Origin of the sequence: Pseudoxanthomonas sp. F11 (genome assembly GCF_037046485.1) — a bacterium.
GTDB lineage: Bacteria > Pseudomonadota > Gammaproteobacteria > Xanthomonadales > Xanthomonadaceae > Pseudoxanthomonas_A.
On the sequence record NZ_JBANLZ010000002.1, the window covers coordinates 193,251 to 207,927 of the forward strand.

General features: G+C 66.9%; 19 protein-coding genes. 13 read left to right on the forward strand and 6 right to left on the reverse strand.

The features are described 5' to 3' along the window. Positions 1–97 precede the first annotated feature (97 nt). Entirely contained in the window at positions 98–520 is a 423-nt protein-coding gene (locus V8246_RS06650; protein WP_336188488.1) for a transposase, read from the forward strand. A 50-nt stretch (positions 521–570) separates the two neighbouring features. Here V8246_RS06650 and V8246_RS06655 read toward each other — a convergent pair whose 3' ends face one another. Both V8246_RS06655 and V8246_RS06660 read right to left on the reverse strand, forming a co-directional pair. Next, entirely contained in the window at positions 571–1,134 is a 564-nt protein-coding gene (locus V8246_RS06655) for a DUF1415 domain-containing protein (RefSeq protein ID WP_336188489.1), read from the reverse strand. Continuing rightward, positions 1,127–1,609 (reverse strand): YajQ family cyclic di-GMP-binding protein, encoded by a 483-nt coding sequence (locus V8246_RS06660; RefSeq protein ID WP_336188490.1) that lies wholly within the window; start codon positions 1,607–1,609, stop codon positions 1,127–1,129. The genes V8246_RS06655 and V8246_RS06660 overlap by 8 nt, the downstream gene beginning before the upstream one ends. Positions 1,610–1,686: 77 nt before the next feature. Here V8246_RS06660 and V8246_RS06665 point away from each other — a divergent pair, with 77 nt between their 5' ends. Together V8246_RS06665 and V8246_RS06670 are read left to right on the forward strand one after the other, a co-directional pair. After that, the gene (locus V8246_RS06665; RefSeq protein WP_336188491.1) at positions 1,687–2,568 is read left to right on the forward strand and encodes a DMT family transporter; all 882 of its coding nucleotides are present in this window, start codon (positions 1,687–1,689) and stop codon (positions 2,566–2,568) included. A 24-nt stretch (positions 2,569–2,592) separates the two neighbouring features. After that, entirely contained in the window at positions 2,593–3,150 is a 558-nt protein-coding gene (locus V8246_RS06670; RefSeq protein ID WP_336188492.1) for a DUF1453 domain-containing protein, read from the forward strand. Positions 3,151–3,220: 70 nt separating this feature from the next. Here the strand turns inward: V8246_RS06670 and V8246_RS06675 are convergent, their stop codons facing one another. After that, a complete protein-coding gene (locus V8246_RS06675) occupies positions 3,221–3,853 on the reverse strand; it encodes an OmpW family outer membrane protein (protein ID WP_336188493.1) in 633 nt (210 codons plus the stop codon). Positions 3,854–4,165: 312 nt separating this feature from the next. Between V8246_RS06675 and V8246_RS06680 the strand changes: the two genes are divergently transcribed. From V8246_RS06680 to V8246_RS06690, 3 genes are all read left to right on the forward strand, one after another. Then, positions 4,166–4,615: a DUF1801 domain-containing protein gene (locus tag V8246_RS06680; RefSeq protein WP_336188494.1), complete on the forward strand. Its 450-nt coding sequence runs from the start codon at positions 4,166–4,168 to the stop codon at positions 4,613–4,615. 177 nt (positions 4,616–4,792) lie between these two features. Further along, positions 4,793–5,233 (forward strand): DMT family transporter, encoded by a 441-nt coding sequence (locus V8246_RS06685; protein WP_336188495.1) that lies wholly within the window; start codon positions 4,793–4,795, stop codon positions 5,231–5,233. Between the two features lie 3 nt (positions 5,234–5,236). Further along, positions 5,237–5,791, forward strand: coding sequence for a DNA-deoxyinosine glycosylase (locus tag V8246_RS06690; protein WP_336188496.1), 555 nt, complete (start codon positions 5,237–5,239; stop codon positions 5,789–5,791). Here the strand turns inward: V8246_RS06690 and V8246_RS06695 are convergent. Continuing rightward, positions 5,753–6,511: a hypothetical protein gene (locus V8246_RS06695; RefSeq protein WP_336188497.1), complete on the reverse strand. Its 759-nt coding sequence runs from the start codon at positions 6,509–6,511 to the stop codon at positions 5,753–5,755. The two genes, V8246_RS06690 and V8246_RS06695, sit on opposite strands and share 39 nt — an antisense overlap. Positions 6,512–6,785: 274 nt before the next feature. Between V8246_RS06695 and V8246_RS06700 the strand changes: the two genes are divergently transcribed. Further along, positions 6,786–8,222, forward strand: coding sequence for a dihydrolipoyllysine-residue acetyltransferase (locus V8246_RS06700; protein WP_336188498.1), 1,437 nt, complete (start codon positions 6,786–6,788; stop codon positions 8,220–8,222). A 17-nt stretch (positions 8,223–8,239) separates the two neighbouring features. Next, entirely contained in the window at positions 8,240–10,372 is a 2,133-nt protein-coding gene (lpdA, locus tag V8246_RS06705) for a dihydrolipoyl dehydrogenase (RefSeq protein WP_336188499.1), read from the forward strand. Positions 10,373–10,445: 73 nt separating this feature from the next. On the opposite strand, the gene V8246_RS06710 is transcribed toward lpdA, so the two are convergent. Together V8246_RS06710 and V8246_RS06715 are read right to left on the reverse strand one after the other, a co-directional pair. Then, a complete protein-coding gene (locus tag V8246_RS06710; protein WP_162108285.1) occupies positions 10,446–10,649 on the reverse strand; it encodes a DUF2061 domain-containing protein in 204 nt (67 codons plus the stop codon). Positions 10,650–10,750: 101 nt separating this feature from the next. Further along, positions 10,751–11,569, reverse strand: coding sequence for a hypothetical protein (locus V8246_RS06715; RefSeq protein ID WP_336189057.1), 819 nt, complete (start codon positions 11,567–11,569; stop codon positions 10,751–10,753). A gap of 411 nt (positions 11,570–11,980) precedes the next feature. On the opposite strand from V8246_RS06715, the gene V8246_RS06720 reads away from it, so the two are divergent. From V8246_RS06720 to V8246_RS06740, 5 genes are all read left to right on the forward strand, one after another. Further along, positions 11,981–12,352, forward strand: a complete 372-nt coding sequence (locus V8246_RS06720) for a hypothetical protein (protein WP_245091055.1) — start codon at positions 11,981–11,983, stop codon at positions 12,350–12,352. A gap of 29 nt (positions 12,353–12,381) precedes the next feature. After that, entirely contained in the window at positions 12,382–13,179 is a 798-nt protein-coding gene (gene atpB / locus V8246_RS06725; RefSeq protein ID WP_313223830.1) for a F0F1 ATP synthase subunit A, read from the forward strand. Between the two features lie 63 nt (positions 13,180–13,242). Then, positions 13,243–13,542 carry a F0F1 ATP synthase subunit C gene (gene atpE / locus V8246_RS06730; RefSeq protein ID WP_055939490.1) on the forward strand — a complete coding sequence of 100 codons (300 nt, stop codon included), beginning with the start codon at positions 13,243–13,245 and terminating at the stop codon, positions 13,540–13,542. A gap of 105 nt (positions 13,543–13,647) precedes the next feature. After that, on the forward strand, positions 13,648–14,118 hold the full coding sequence (locus tag V8246_RS06735) for a F0F1 ATP synthase subunit B (protein WP_185894407.1): 471 nt from the start codon (positions 13,648–13,650) through the stop codon (positions 14,116–14,118). Between the two features lie 17 nt (positions 14,119–14,135). Then, positions 14,136–14,663 carry a F0F1 ATP synthase subunit delta gene (locus tag V8246_RS06740; RefSeq protein ID WP_336188500.1) on the forward strand — a complete coding sequence of 176 codons (528 nt, stop codon included), beginning with the start codon at positions 14,136–14,138 and terminating at the stop codon, positions 14,661–14,663. The last annotated feature ends 14 nt before the right edge of the window (positions 14,664–14,677 follow it).

Below are 14,677 nucleotides of genomic sequence, written 5' to 3' on the forward strand. Positions count from 1 at the left end.
GCTCGCAGGCATGGATCAATCCGCACACCATCGTCCTGCGCAGGGTCATGCCGGTCTCCGTCGTGGGCGCAGGTCGATTGCCGGGCACGTCTACCTGGTGACCTTCGTCACCCGTGATCGACGACCGTTGTTCTCGGATCCGGCCATGGCTCACGACATGGCGCGCGCGATCACGGACAAGCGACTGTGGTATCGCTCGCGCCTGATGGCCTGGGTGCTGATGCCGGACCATTGGCATGGACTGATCGAACTGGGAGCGATGGAGACACTTCCTGTTTGTGTCCAGCGGTTGAAAGCCAATACCTCCCGATCTTTCCGGGTCGGGCGGCAGCATGACGGTGTCTGGGCTCCCGGCTTCCATGATCGTGCGATGCGGTCCAGCGATGATCTCAGGGCCGCGGCGCGCTATGTGATCGCAAATCCTCTGCGCGCAGGACTGGTCGATGAGATTGGAAAGTATCCGTACTGGGATGCCGTGTGGCTTGGGAACGGGTGCCTTGCAGACCGTCCTGAGCGTTGATGGCGTCCGGTCGCGACTGGCGTCGCTCCTACAGAAAGCACAAAGCGTCGTCAGTCCGCAAACAGCTTCGCCCAGCCCGCATGCCCCAGCGCATCCAGCGTCTTCACGTTGCGTTCGACGATGACGTCGGCATCGGGGAAGGCTTCCACGGCGCGGTCGATGCTGGCTTCGCGCAGCAGGTGCAGGGTGGGGTAGGGCGAACGGTTGGTGTAGTTGCTGATGTCGTCGGGCATGGTGCCGGCGAACTGGTAGTCGGGGTGGAAGCTGGCGACCTGGATGACGCCCTGCAGGTCCAGCGCCTCGACGGCGGCGTCGGCGTTGTCGAGGAAATCGTTGTAGTCCAGGAAGTCGGTCAGCACGTCCGGATGCACGATCAGCGTGGTGTCGACCTGCTCGGGATCGGCATCGCGCAGCAGTACCAGTTCCTCGGCCAGTTCCTCCAGCAGGGCTTCCGGCGTGCTGGCGTCGCTCAACACGAAGCGCACCTGCTGCTTCACGTACACCGCTTTGGCGAATGGGCACAGGTTCAGCCCGATCACTGCCCGCTCCACCCAGCGGCGGGTGGCGGCGATGGGATCGGGCACGCCGTTGGCGGCGGCAGGCGAATCAGTCACGGAAGTTGTCGAACTGCAGGGGCAATTCGAAGTCCGTCTTCTTCAGCAGTGCGATGACGTCCTGCAGGTCGTCGCGCTTCTTGCCGGTCACGCGCAGCTTGTCGCCGTTGATCTGCGCTTCCACCTTCAGCTTGGCGTCCTTGATGGTGGCGACGATCTTCTTGGCCAGCTTCTGCTCGATGCCCTGCTTGACCGTGATCTTCTGACGGGCGCCGGCCAGGTTGGTTTCCACGTCGCCGAACTCCAGGCAGCGGGCGTCGATCTGGCGGGCGATCAGGCGGGCGCGCAGGATGTCGGTCATCTGCTTGAGCTGGAAATCGCTGGGCGCCGACTGGGTGATCAGCTTGTCTTCCAGCACGAATTTCGCTTCCACGCCCTTGAAGTCGAAGCGGGTGGAGAGTTCGCGATTGGCCTGGTCCACGGCGTTGGTCAGTTCGTGGATGTTGACTTCGGAAACGACGTCGAAGGAGGGCATGGGGGAATTCCTGTCCGGTTCGACGCCATTCTACCGTGCCGCCCTCGCGGCTGAGCGCTGGCCGGCGATAATGGCGCATGCCTTCACGCCCCTCGCTCGCCTCCGCCGTCCTGCTCATGCTGGCCGCCGTGCTGTTGTTCGCGTTGATGGACGCGGGATTGAAGCTGCTTTCGTCGCAGTACCCGCCGCTGCAGGTCGCGGCATTGCGCGGGCTGTCCTCGCTGCCGCTGGTCGCGATCTGGGTGTTGGCCACGGTGCCGGCCCGCTCGTTGCTGCGCGTGCACTGGCCGTTGCACCTGCTGCGCGGCGCGCTGGGTATCGCGATGATGGCCGGGTTCGTGTACGGCTTGCGCACGATGCCCTTGTCGACGGCCTACGCGATTACCTTCGTCGCGCCGCTGCTGGTCACGGCGATGGCGGGCCCATTGCTCAAGGAGCGGGTGGGGGCGGGCCGCTGGATCGCGATCGTCATCGGCCTGGTCGGCGTGTTCGTGATCCTGCGCCCGACCGGCGAAGGCATGCTGACCGGCGGCGGGCTGGCGATCCTCATCGCGGCGGTCTGCTATGCGCTGGGTGCGGTCACCGTGCGCATGCTGGCGCAGCGCGACAGTACGCAGGCGATGGTGTTCTGGTTCGTCGTGCTGCTGTCGCTGGGTGCGTGGCTGCTGGCGTTGCCTGCATGGAGGCCGCTGCAGCCCGCGCACGGCTGGATCATCGCCGGCGTCGGCATCTCCGGTTCGCTGGCGCAGGTGGCGCTGACCGAGGCCTTCCGTCGTGGCGAGGCCTCGCTGATTGCACCGCTGGAGTACACCGCGCTGGTATGGGGCGTGCTGCTGGACGTGGCCTTGTGGTCGGTGCTGCCGGATGGCGTGACCTGGATCGGCGCGGGCATCATCGTGGCCAGCGGACTCTATCTGTTGCGGCGCGAGAAGGTCCACGTGGAGGCCGAACATCCTTGACGCGCGATGCGGCATGATGCGCGCATGCCCATCGTCCTCGTCCTGCTGTTCGTATTCCTGCTGCTCGCACTGTGGGTGGTGCTGTTGCCGCTCTCGCTGTGGCAGCGCTACCGCTACGGGCGGGCGCGCCGCATGGCCCGCAGCTGGCTGCTGGCGCTCAATGCATGGAGCCTGCTGGTGTCGGTGGCGATCTTCGTGGCGGTCAGTGCGCTCGGCCTGTTCTGGTGGCCGGACAGCCTGACAGGCGCGGGGGTGGGGTTGGGTGCAGGCAGTCTGCTCGGCCTGCTGGGCGTGTGGCTCACGCGCTGGGAGGTCGCACCGCAGGGCGTCTTCTACCAGCCCAACGCCTGGCTGGCCCTGTTGCTGGTCGCCATCGTGGCCGGGCGCATCGTGCTGGGGTTCGTGCAGATGGCGCAGTACTGGCAGAGCGGTGGCCTGCCGGCGACCCATGCGCTGCTGAGCGGGCATGGCAGCCTGCTGGCGGTGGCCGGCCTGCTGCTCGGGTACTACCTGGTCTACGCTTGGGGCGTGAAGTGGCGTGTCGCGCGCCTGCAGCGCCTGCGCGGTCACGGCATGCGCTGATCCATCCGCCCTGAAGAAAAGGCGGCGGGCCCGGAAGCCCGCCGCCGTATCGACGCGATGGTGCGATGGATCAGAAGCGTGCGCCGATACCCACACCCACGACCCACGGGTCGATCGTCAGTTCTTCGCCGGTGCCCTGGCCGGCCACGCGCACGCCGGCATCGCCCTTCATGTAGCGGGCATCCGCACGCGCAAACCAGGTCTGATTGATGTTGAAGTCCACACCCGCGGTGGCGATGGCGCCCTTGGCGGTCTCCAGGCCGACGTGCGCACCGTCGCCGCCGATGGTCTCGTTGCTGAAGTTGGACTCGTAGTAGCCCAGGCCCACGAACGGGCGCATCACCTGATCAGCGGTGCCGAAGTGGTACTGGCCGCTCAGCGCGATGGGCTGCTGGTCCACGGTGCCGATCTTGCCGGCGCCATCGGCGCGCACACGGTGGTTGAACTTGTCGGCGGCGCCCCACAGCTCGACGGCGATGTTCGGGGTCGCATACCAGCTGGCGCTGATCACCGGCGCGACGTCGCCGTCGACCTTCAGGCCGGGCGCGGGATCGCGATCGGGCTTGAGGATGGCGGCGCCGCCGACCACGGCGAAGCGCTTGCTGGCGGCATCGGATGTCGTGTCGGTTGTTGCATCCTGCGCCAGGGCAGGCATGGCAATGAGGGAAGCCAGGGCAATCGTGAGGGTACGAATGGATGTCATGCAGGAATCTCCTGTTTTGTTTTCTTATGTCCCCTCCGTGCGGTGCGATGCGTGATGCGCCGTCGCCGTCAGGGCGAGCGCACCGTAACCACCCCTGCATGAATATCGCCTGCTGCGCGACGTGAACCGATCGCAAACGCAGCGGGAATTCCCTCCTTCTGCACCTCCATTTCACGGCGTGTGCATGTCGCTGAGCGCAGGCGGCATCGCCGTTCAGTGATCCGAGCGATATCCGGCGCACCGACGGAGCGACGTACGGCATGACGCGGAGCCCGCGGCTGCGCTACTGTTCGCGCACACGGAGTGGCCAGCATGGCGAGCAGCAAGGCGAAGACGGTCGACGATTACCTGACGGAGCTGCCTGAGGGCCGCCGGGCCGTGGTGTCGGCGGTACGCGACCTGGTCAACCGGCATGTTCCCCCAGGCTACGTCGAGGCGATGAGCTGGGGCATGATCAGCTGGGAGATCCCGCTGTCGCGCTATCCGGACACTTACAACAAGCAGCCGCTGTCGTATGTCGCGCTGGCCGCACAGAAGCAGTACTACGCGCTGTACCTGATGGCGTGCTACGCCAACTCCACCCAGGACGTGGCGCTGCGCAACGCGTATGCGGATGCCGGCAAGAGGCTGGACATGGGCAAGAGCTGCCTGCGCTTCAAGGCGCTGGACGACCTGCTGCCCGAGGTGGTCGGCGGCGTGATCGCCTCCACGCCGGTGGACGCGCATATCGCACAATACGAGGCCAGCCGCGCACGGAAGTGACCCGGCGGCATATCGGCGATCCCCGTCTCCCTCCAGCGGAAGTCCGCACGCCCCGAGCGCGTTGCGCTGCTGCATCGGCCTTGCCGCCCTGTACGGTGGCAAGGCGTGAGGGGACGAGGGCGTTGGCGTATCGTGTCGTCCTTCCACCGCACGAGATACGATATGAATGCGACCGGCGTGGCTCTGGCCCTCTTCATCGGCATGTTGCTGCCGCTGCAGGCGTTGATCAACGCATCGCTCGGCAAACAGACCTTCGGTCCCGTGTTCGCCTCGCTGGCGTCCTTCATGGTCGGGACGGGCGTGCTGCTGGCGTGGTGGCTGCTGACGCGACCTGTGTTCGTGCCTGCGGCGCTGGCGAAAGTGCCGTGGTGGGCCTGGATGGGGGGCGTGATCGGCGCGTTGTTCGTCGCCTCGGCCACCCTGCTGGTGCCTCGCCTGGGCGCGGCCTCGTTGATCTGCCTGGTGGTGGCCGGGCAACTCGTGGGCTCGGTCGTGCTGGACCATTACGGCGTGCTGCACGCGCGCCAGCCCGTCGATGCGCTCCGCATCGTGGGACTCCTGCTGGTGGTGGCGGGTGCCGTGCTGGTGGTGAAGCCGTGGCAGGCCTCGGGCGGCTGACGCATGGAAGAAGTGCTGACCGGTCTTCCGCCGGTGGTCGCGTCCGATTGCCGGGTACTGATACTGGGGTCCATGCCGGGTGCGGCCTCGTTGCAGGCCGCCCGCTATTACGCGCATCCGCGCAACCGCTTCTGGCCGTTGATGGCCGCGCTGGCCGACGTTCCGGCAGAGGCGACGTATGGCGAACGGCTGGTCGCGCTGCAGCGGGCCGGGATCGGCCTGTGGGACGTGATCGGCGAATGTCGGCGCGCCGGCAGCCTGGACAGCGCGATCGTGCGCGGCAGTGAGCGGGCCAATGCGCTCGTGCCCTTGATCGTCTCGTTGGGCCAGCTGCGCGTGATCGCGTTCAATGGCGCCACGGCGGCGTCGCTGTTCCGCCGCCACATCGAGCCGCAGTTGCCCGAGCTCCGCCAGCCCGTGCAGCGCATCGCGCTGCCTTCCACCAGCCCGGCGCACGCCGCGATGGGGCTGGAGGCGCTGCGGGAGGCCTGGAGCGTGCTGGCGCCGTGGCGGGAGGGCTCAGCCTACGGCGGGACGGGGCTGCGGACGCAGGCGTAGCCAGACGGTCTGCACCGCCAGCACCAGCGCCACCACGACCGCCACGAGCGCGGCAGTATCGCTGCCGGGGAGGCGCCAGCCGGACTGCTTCACGTACACCGCCGCCAGCGCCCAGAGTGCCGCCGCCACGAACGGCAGGTTGCCGCGCATGCGGTGGTTGGCCCACAGCAGCAGCGCGGTCGCCAGGGCGAACAGCACCAGCGTCCACGGCAGCATGGCGTCGGTCGGCAGCAGGCGGTATGCCACGATCACCTGCGCGGTGTTGAGGAACGCGGCCAACGATAGCCAGCCTGCGTGCAGCGACAGCGGTGCCCATGCCCAGGCCGTCAGGCCTGGTGCGGTGATACGCGCGGTCGACAGCTTGAGCGCACAGGTGAGCAGGCACGCCAACGCCGACCAGATGATGAGCAGCGCCAGCCAGAACAGCTGCTGCGAGAACACCGGCATCCACACCGCCGTCAGCGCGAACCCCGCCGCCGCCCAAGGGCGGATCCCCGCAAGTGGGTCCGTTGCCGCGCGTCGCGAGAACGCCTGCCACGCACCGAACACCATGTCCCACAGGAAAATCAGGCCCCAGATCGCAAATGCATAGCCTGCGGCCACGATGAGCGTGGGGTAGCGGTCCGAGATGGCGCCATTGGTCGGCCCGAATACGCTCTGCTGGGAAAACCAGGACACGGCGGGCATGGCGAGCGACAACAGCAGGACGAGCCAGCGCATGGGTATCTCCTCTTGCGGATGGGGGGCGATCCTAGGCACGGGCCTGTGAACGCCGCATCCAGATACGCGCGGCAGGGCGCCGTGGATGAACAGTGCGGGTGCGTATTGCCGCATGGGAATCGTGTCGCGGCCCGACCAAAGCGATACCACTGCGCGCGATGCGGGCCCCGATGTCCCGCTGGAGACATCGATCGGCCGCAATGGATGGTTGGCGCGTGGCGCCGCTGCGGACACAATAGGGGTTCCCTCTTCACGCACGCACCGGAGTAACGCCATGTCCGACATCAAGGAAGCCAAGGTCCCCGATATCGGCGACTACGACGGCGTGCCGGTGATCGAGATCCTGGTGGCCGTGGGCGACACGGTGAAGAAGGACCAGGGCCTGGTCACGCTGGAGTCGGACAAGGCCACGATGGAAGTCCCGTCGGCATTCGCCGGCGTGGTGAAGGAAATCAAGGTCAAGCTGGGCGACGAGATCGCCGAAGGCGCGGTCGTGGCGCTGATCGAAGTCAGCGAAGGCGCCGCCGATGCGAAGGCCGCCGCTGCACCCGCACCGACCGCCACGGCCGCCACGGCCGAAACCGGCGCGAAGGTCGAACCGGTCGCGGTATCGCCGACCCCCGACAAGATCGCCCAGCGGGAGATCGCGCAGGAACGCGCCGCCCCGGCCGTCGCGCCCGCGGCCTCGCGCGTGCTGGACGACAAGCCGGGCATCGATCCGGAAGCTTCGCCGCCGCGCACGCCGCCGGTCGAATTCAATGCCGATCGCGTGCTGCCGGAGAAGGTCGCCTACGCCAGCCCGGCCGTGCGCCTGTTCGCGCGCGAACTCGGCGTGGATCTCAACCAGGTCAGCGGCAGCGAGCGCGGTGGCCGCATCAGCAAGGAAGACGTGCAGAAGTACGTCAAGGGCGCGCTGGCAGGTGGCGTGGCCGCACCGGCCGCCGCGGGGGCGCCGGCCGCCGCCGGTGGCGGGCTCAACCTGCTGCCGTGGCCGAAGGTGGACTTCAGCAAGTTCGGCGAGACCGAAGTCGTCGCGCTGTCGCGCATCAAGAAGATCTCCGGCGCCAACCTGGCGCGCAACTGGGCGATGATCCCGCACGTCACCCAGCACGACCACGCCGACATCACCGACCTGGAAGCGCTGCGCGTGGCGCTGAACAAGGAAAACGAAAAGGCCGGCATCAAGCTGACCATGCTTGCCTTCCTGATGAAGGCCAGTGTCTCGGCGCTGAAGAAGTTCCCCGATTTCAACGCCTCGCTCGACGCCAGCGGCGAGAACCTCACGCGGAAGAAGTACTTCCACATCGGCTTCGCCGCCGACACGCCGAACGGCCTGGTCGTGCCGGTGATCCGCGACGTCGACAAGAAGGGCGTCAACGAGATCGCCCAGGAAAGCGGCGAACTGGCCAGGAAGGCGCGTGAAGGCAAGCTGGGTCCGGCCGAAATGTCCGGCGGCTGTTTCTCGATCTCCTCGCTCGGCGGCATCGGCGGCGTAGCCTTCACGCCCATCGTCAACGCACCGGAAGTCGCCATCCTCGGCGTGTCCAAGTCCTCGATCCAGCCGGTGTGGGACGGCAAGCAATTCCAGCCGCGCCTGATGCTGCCGCTGTCGCTGAGCTACGACCACCGCGTGATCGACGGCGCCGCCGCCGCGCGCTTCACCGCCTATCTCGCCCAGCTGCTGGCCGACATGCGCCGCGTGCTGCTCTGATCCGGGAGACTTGAGACATGGCGAATACGATCGAAGTCAAAGTCCCCGACATCGGCGATTACAGCGATGTGCCGGTCATCGAAATCCTGGTCGCCGTCGGCGACACGGTGAAGAAGGACCAGGGCCTGGTGACGCTGGAGTCTGACAAGGCCACGCTGGAAGTGCCGTCCTCGGCGGCCGGCGTGGTGAAGGAACTGAAGGTCAAGCTGGGCGACACGCTGTCGGAGGGCAGCGTGGTGGCCGTGCTGGAAGCGGAGGGCGCTACAGCGTCCGCGCCGGCACCGGCCGCGCCTGCTGCTCCCGCCGCGCCTGCGCCGACGCCCACCGCTGCACCCGCACCTGTTGCCGCAGCGACGGCTGCTGTCGGCGGCGCTGGCCCGATCGAAGCCAAGGTCCCCGACATCGGCGACTACGATGGCGTGCCGGTCATCGAGATCCTGGTCGCGGTCGGCGACACGGTGAAGAAGGACCAAGGCCTGGTCACGCTGGAATCGGACAAAGCGACGATGGAAGTCCCGTCGCCCGCCGCCGGCGTGATCAAGGAGATCAAGGTCAAGCTCGGCGACGAACTCGCCGAGGGCAGCCTGGTGGCGATCATCGAAGGCGAGGGCGCTGCGGTGGCCCCCGCCAAGCCCGCTCCGGTCACGCCCTCGCCCGCTGCGCCTGCTGCGCCCGCCACGTCGGCGCCGAAGCCCGCACTGGGCACCGGCAAGCCGGCCGACATCGAGTGCCGCATCGTCGTGATCGGCTCCGGTCCGGGTGGCTACACGGCGGCGTTCCGCGCCGCCGACCTCGGCCTGGATACCGTGCTGGTCGAACGTTACGACACGCTGGGCGGCGTCTGCCTCAACGTGGGCTGTATCCCGTCGAAGGCGCTGCTGCACGCGGCAGCGCTGATCGACGAGGCGGCGCACTCCGACGACATCGGCATCAGCTTCGGCAAGCCGAAGATCGACCTGGACAAGCTGCGCGGCTTCAAGCAGGACAAGGTGGTCGGCCAGTTCACCAAGGGCCTGGCCGGCATGGCCAAGCAGCGCAAGGTGCGCACGGTCACCGGCGTGGCGAAGTTCGTCTCGCCGAACGAGCTGGAAATCCTCGGCAGCGACGGCAAGACGCAGCTGCTGCGTTTCGAGCAGTGCATCATCGCGGCCGGTTCGCAGGCGGTGAAGCTGCCGAACTTCCCGTGGGACGACCCGCGCGTGATGGATTCCACCGACGCGCTGCAGCTGGCCGAGGTGCCCAAGAAGCTGCTCGTCGTCGGCGGCGGCATCATCGGCCTGGAGATGGCCACCGTGTACCGCGCGCTGGGCGCGGAGGTCACCGTGGTCGAGTTCATGGACCAGCTGATGCCGGGTGCCGACAAGGACCTGGTGAAGCCGCTGGCCGACCGTCTGAAGAAGCAGGGCGTCATCGTCCACCTCAAGACCAAGGCCGCCAAGGTCGAGGCGTCGAAGAAGGGCATCACCGTGCACTTCGAGAGCGCTACCGAAGGCCAGAAGCCGGAGCTGGAATCGGGCACGTTCGACCGCGTACTGGTCGCGGTGGGCCGTTCGCCCAACGGCGGCAAGCTGGATGCCGACAAGGCCGGCGTGACGGTCACCGACCGTGGCTTCATCCCGGTCGATGCGCAGATGCGCACCAACGTGCCGCACATCTTCGCCATCGGCGACCTGGTGGGCCAGCCGATGCTGGCGCACAAGGCCACGCACGAGGGCAAGCTGGCGGCGGAAGTGGCCGCCGGTGAGAAGAAGGAGTGGGTGGCGCGGGTGATCCCGTCCGTCGCCTACACCGATCCGGAAATCGCCTGGGTCGGCGTGACCGAGACCGAAGCCAAGGCCAAGGGCTTGAAGATCGGCGTGGGCAAGTTCCCGTGGGTGGCGTCGGCGCGCGCCGTCGGCATCGGGCGCGGCGAGGGCTTCACCAAGCTCATCTTCGACGAGCACACCCACCGCATCATCGGTGCAGGCATCGCGGGCGTGCATGCCGGTGACCTGATCAGCGAACTGGCGCTGGCCATCGAGATGGGCGCGGAGGCCGGCGATATCGGCGCGACCATCCACCCGCACCCGACGCTCGGCGAAACGGTGGCGATGGCGGCCGAGGTGTACGAGGGCACCATCACCGACCTGTACATCCCGAAGAAGAAGTAACCGACCGTCAGACGGGCGGAAACCGAAAGGCCACGCGGATGCGTGGCCTTTCTTTTGCTTGCGCGGCCGTGGCTCAGGCAGGCAACGCGGTCGCGCGCGCCGCACGCCTGGCCTCGATCCGCTTCCACACCTTCTCGTGGAAGTGGAACACCACGGTGTTGGTGGCCGGTTCGACCAGCGCCAGCATGCCGCCCACCAGCAGGCTGCCGGTGAACAGGTAGCCCAGGGTGAAGGCCACCGAGAAGTGCAGGATCGCGAAGCTCAGGGTCTTGTTCACGACGGGGCCTCCAGATGAGAATTGATCTCATTATGGGGTGGGCGCGCACCCCGTCCAATGAAACGATCCGTTCGAATCGATAGCTGTTGTCTATTGACGGCTCAGAATGCCAGCGTGACGCCCGCCACCGGTCCCTTGAAGCGCTGGTCCAGGCCCAGCAGGCCGTCGCTGCCGGCCTGTTCGACATCCAGTTTGAACCAGTCGTAGCCCACGAACGCGCCGAACTTCTCGGTGAAGCGGTATTCCACCAGGGCGTTGGCGCGGGTGATGCTGCCGTCGTAGTCGCCGAAATCGCCCCATCCCGCATCCAGGTACTGGCCCTGCAGGTTCAGCAGCCACTTGTCCGACGGGCGGGTGGTGAAGCGCACGCCGACCACCGGCGCATAACCGGTCTCGCTGCGGCTGTCCCGGTAGCTGTCCTCGCCGGCCTCGGCGTACACGCTGCCCTTGAGCTTGGCCCACTCGGCCCCGAGTTGCAGGCCGATGCTCGAGCGCTCGGTTTCCACCACCGCAAAGTCGTACATCAGGCTGGCCAGCTGGAACTCGACCTCGCCCTTGGCGAAGCTGCCGGCGGGAATGGTCACGTCGTCGTAGGACAGGTCTTCGCTCAGGGTGGCGCGCTGCGACTTGTCGTACTGGAAGTAATCGAAGATCAGCCGGTGGCGCTCGCCCATGCGGAACACCCCGTCCACCCGCGGCACCCACTCCTTGCTGCCGAAGTCGAAATCCTCGGAGAACGCCAGGTCGTTGCCCTCGAAGACCGTGCTGCCGCGCAGTTCGCCCTGCGCATCCACATTCATGGCGCCCAGGCGCAGCGTGAAGCGGTCGTCGGTGTCGGCGGCGTGTGCGGCGGAGGCGACGAGCGCCAGCGACAGGCAGCAGAAGAGGGTGGCGCGGCGGCGGGGGAAGGCGGGGGTCATCATGGCTCCATGCGAAACAGGGGGAGCCGTTACCGTGGCGGCAGACGGGTCGACAACGGGTGAAGTGGCTGAACCACGCCGGCGTCGGCCTGGGGGCGCAGAAAAGGCGAAGCCCCGGGGGCAGCCGGGGCTTCGGAGAGGCCTGCAACGGAGCATCGGACGAGGAAGTTGAGCAGCAGGCCTACAGGGACTGACAGGCCTGATTTTCCAAAGTTCCGGAAAACCGGGAAGAAAATTCTGAATAGGGGAAACGGTTACATGCAGGCCGCACAAGGCTTGCCGGCGGGCCGGCGGCGGATGCCTGCACTTCGACCTTTGGCGGTTGTCCCTGAAATTGTCCCGCTGCTATACTTTTGCGGCTCGGCGAGGCGCTTTACTGCCTTGTACCCGCCAATTCCGTAGGGCTTTCGTGTGCTGAATTCCGTCGCTGCGGGCCGGCGGCTGGTGTTGCGCGCCGCCGTCTGGCAGACGGCAGCGGTGCTGCTGGTCGCGCTGTTGTTCCTGCTCCGGGGCGTGCCCCAGGCGGTGGCGGCGGCTGTCGGAGGGCTGGCGATCGTGGCCGGTGCACTGCTGGCGGCCTGGCTGGCCTTCGGTGGCGGCGTGTTGGGGGCCGTCTCGGCGGTCCTCAGGCTGGTCGGCGGGATGGTGGTGAAGTGGGTCGTGGTGATCGGCGTGCTGGTGATCGGCGCGGGGCTGTACAAGCTGCCCCCGCTGCCCCTCCTGGCAGGCGTGGTCGCCGGACTGGTGGCACAGATGCTGGTTGCGGTTGGCAAGCAGCGATAAACCCAATCTAGACGAAAGGTTTCCGACACATGGCGGGCGAGGCTCTAACTCCCACCACCTACATCCAGCACCACCTGAAGAACCTCACGGCCCAGGTGGGCGGTGATGGTCCTTTCTGGACGATCAACGTCGACACCTTCGTGACGGCCGTGCTGATGGGCCTGCTGATCGTGTTCGCGTTCTGGCTGGCCACCCGCAAGGCCACGGCCGGCGTGCCGGGCAAGTGGCAGGCCTTCGTCGAGATCATGCTGGAATTCGTCGACAAGCAGGCCCGCGACACCTACCACGGGACCAGCAAGCTGGTGACGCCCATCGCGATCACCATCTTCTTCTGGATCCTGATGATGAACCTGCTGAAGATGATCCCGGCGGACTTCATCGCCAAGCCGCTCGAACTGATGGGCGTGCATTACTGGAAGCCGGTGCCCACCGCCGACGTCAATGCCACCCTGGGCATGTCGATCAGCGTGTTCTTCCTGATGATCGTCTTCGCGCTGCGCTCCAAGGGCCTGGGCGGCTTCACCCACGAATTCCTGACGGCGCCGTTCGGCAAGTGGATGATGCCGTTCAACCTGATCCTCAATATCGTCGAATGGGTCAGCAAGCCCATCTCCTTGGCGATGCGACTGTTCGGCAACATGTTCGGCGGCGAGATCGTCTTCCTGCTGATCTGGGTGCTGGGCGGCGCCGGCATCCTCGGCATGCTCGGCGGTGCGACGTTCGGCCTGGGCTGGATGCTGTTCCACCTGCTGGTCATCCCGCTGCAGGCGTTCATCTTCATGATGCTGTCGATCGTCTACCTGAGCCTGTCGGAAGACAGTCACTGAGTTTCCGCTTCACCGTTCCCTTCGTACCATCCACCTTTCAAGCACTTAGTTCCGGAGATCACCATGGAAAGCATCCTCACCAACCTCGCCCAGGTCCAGGCTTCGACCGCCCTCGCCATCGGCATCATGATCGGCCTGGCCGCGCTGGGCGCCGGTCTGGGTCTGGCCATCATGGCCGGCAAGTTCCTGGAATCGGCTGCCCGCCAGCCGGAACTGATCCCGGTCCTGCAGGTGCGCATGTTCATCACCGCTGGCCTGATCGACGCCGCGTTCATCATCTCGGTCGCCGTCGGCCTGCTGTTCGCCTTCGCCAGCCCGTTCATCACGATCTTCACCGAGCAGCTGGCCAAGCTGGCGGGCTGATCCGTCGCGTGCACGCCTGACCACGGGCTTCCGCCCGCGGTCAGTCACCAGGCGTAGCTGGGCCGGCGCGATGTGCGCGGGCCCTTCATCACCGGCAGGTTTACGATGAATATCAATCTCACTCTGTTCGCCCAGGCGCTGGCCTTCGCCGGCCTGATCTGGATCATTGCGACCAAAATCTGGCCGCCGCTGCTGGCCGCCATCGAAGAGCGCCAGCAGAAGATCGCCGAAGGCCTGGCCGCGGCCGATCGCAGCCAGAAGGACCTGGCGCAGGCGCAGGAAAAGGTCAACGAAGCGTTGAAGGAAGCCCGCGTCAAGGCCAACGAGATCATCGACCAGGCCCACGCGCGCGCCAACCAGATCGTCGACGCGGCCAAGAACGAAGCCATCGCCGAAGCCAACCGCCAGAAGGAACTGGCCCAGGCCGAGATCGAAGCCGCCGCCACGCGTGCCCGCGAGGACCTGCGCAAGCAGGTGTCCGCGCTGGCCGTCAGCGGTGCCGAGAAGCTGCTCAAGCGCGAGATCGACGCCAACGCCCACAAGGCGCTGCTCGACGAACTCGCCGCCGAAATCTGATCCGGACGAGCTGATCGATGAGCCAGGCCCTGACCGTCGCCCGCCCCTACGCCCGCGCCGCCTTCGCGACGGCGCGCGACGAAGGCAACTTCGCCGCCTGGTCGCAGGCGCTGGGTTTCGCCGCGCACGCCGCGGCGGACCCGCGCGTGGCCGCGCTGCTGCCCAACCCGCAGCTGCTGCCCGCCGATGCGGTGTCGCTGCTGTCGCCGGAAGGCGCCAGCGAGGCGTTCACCCGCTTCCTCGGCATCCTCGCCGATGCGCGCCGCCTGCCGCAGCTGCCGGAGATCGCCGGCCTGTTCGAGGAGCTGCGCGCCGAAGCCGAGCACGTCGTCAAGGCGAAGGTCACCTCCGCCACGGCGATGCCGGATGGTGAGCTGGACGCGATCAAGGCGGCATTGAAGAAGCGCTTCGGCCGCGAGGTCGAGGTCGAGACGGCCGTCGATGCATCGCTGATCGGCGGCGCCGTGATCGATGCCGGCAGCGTGGTGATCGACGGCTCGCTGAAAGGCAAGCTGGCGCGCCTGCAGTCGGCGCTGACGCACTGAATTCCCATTGAACC